Origin of the sequence: Modestobacter caceresii, from assembly GCF_000761485.1 — a bacterium.
Taxonomy (GTDB): Bacteria; Actinomycetota; Actinomycetes; order Mycobacteriales; family Geodermatophilaceae; genus Modestobacter; species Modestobacter caceresii.
This window is the reverse complement of the sequence record NZ_JPMX01000048.1, coordinates 1-1,429: the sequence shown is the minus strand read 5'-3', so window position 1 is coordinate 1,429 and position 1,429 is coordinate 1. Positions and strand designations below refer to the sequence as shown.

Here is a 1,429-nt window from a genome sequence, read left to right as displayed (position 1 = left end):
AGTGGCGTCCACCAAGGTGGTGTGCCAAGGGGCCCGGTGAGGGCGTCGGCGTAGACGTGTAGGCGGCCACCGCGTGATTCTTCGAACTGAGTTCCCGCTCAAGATCGAGGAGTTCCACGCGATGACCGCTGCCCCAATGATCGACCCTGCCCGCTTCCTGCACGAGCACCTGGAGCAGGCCAGCCCCGACTTGCTGCGCTCGATGCTGACCACGTTCATCAACACGCTCATGTCCGCCGAGGCCGACGCCGTCTGCGGCGCCGACTACGGCACCCGCTCGGCGGAGCGCACCAACACCCGCAACGGCTACCGGCACCGGGACTTCGACACCCGCGCCGGCACCCTGGACGTCGCCATCCCCAAGCTCCGATCCGGCTCCTACTTCCCGGACTGGCTGCTGGAGCGCCGCCGCCGGGCGGAGCGGGCGCTGACCACCGTGGTCGCCACCTGCTACCTGCTCGGCGTCTCGACGCGGCGGATGGAGAAGCTCGTCGACTCTCTCGGGATCACCCGGCTGAGCAAGTCCCAGGTCAGCGAGATGGCCAAGGACCTCGACGCCCAGGTCGCCGACTTCCGGCACCGGCCCCTCGACGCCGGCCCCTACACGTTCGTGGCCGCCGACGCCCTCGTGCTCAAGGTCCGGGAGGGCGGCCGGGTGGTCAACGTCCACGCACTGGTCGCCACCGGCGTGAACGCCGACGGGCACCGGGAGATCCTCGGCCTGCAGGTCACCTCCGCCGAGGACGGCGCCGGCTGGCTGGCCTTCTTCCGGGACCTGACCGCCCGCGGCCTGACCGGCGTGGCACTGGTGACCTCCGATGCGCACGCCGGCCTGGTGAGCGCGATCGGGGCGACCCTGCCCGGCACGACGTGGCAGCGCTGCCGCACGCACTACGCGGCGAACCTGATGGCCGCCTGCCCCAAAAGCAGCTGGCCGTGGGTGCGGGCACTGCTGCACTCGGTCTACGACCAGCCCGACGCCACCTCCGTGCACGCCCAGTTCGACCGGGTCCTCGACGCGCTGGCCGACAAGCTGCCCAGGGTCGCCGAGCACCTCGAGGCCGCCCGCACCGACGTGCTCGCCTTCACCGCCTTCCCCAAGGAGGTCTGGCGCCAGATCTGGTCCAACAACCCCAGCGAGCGGCTCAACCGGGAGATCCGCCGCCGCACCGACGTCGTCGGCATCTTCCCCGACCGCGACTCCCTCATCCGCCTCGTGGGCGCCGTGCTCGCCGAGCAGCACGACGAGTGGACCGAAGGCCGCCGCTACCTCGGACTCGACGTCCTCGCCCGCTGCCGCATCCGGCCCGTCACCGACTCCGCCGACACCGAGGAGGTGACTACCGAGACGACCATTCCGGCGCTCAGCGCCTGACCAGACATGAAGATCACGCGGTAGCCGTCACACACCACGCCAGCGGACTTGACC

At 70.7% G+C, this 1,429-nt stretch carries 1 protein-coding gene; it reads left to right on the top strand.

Features of this window, described 5'->3' with window-relative positions; all coding sequences use genetic code 11:
* The first annotated feature begins 121 nt into the window (after positions 1-121).
* Positions 122-1,375 carry an IS256 family transposase gene (locus IN07_RS11580; protein WP_036335985.1) on the top strand — a complete coding sequence of 418 codons (1,254 nt, stop codon included), beginning with the start codon at positions 122-124 and terminating at the stop codon, positions 1,373-1,375.
* Positions 1,376-1,429: the final 54 nt, after the last annotated feature.

Excerpts from the sequence above, each read along its gene's own strand:
- IN07_RS11580 (WP_036335985.1), top strand. The coding sequence starts at position 122 with ATGACCGCTGCCCCAATGATCGACCCTGCCCGCTTCCTGCACGAGCAC.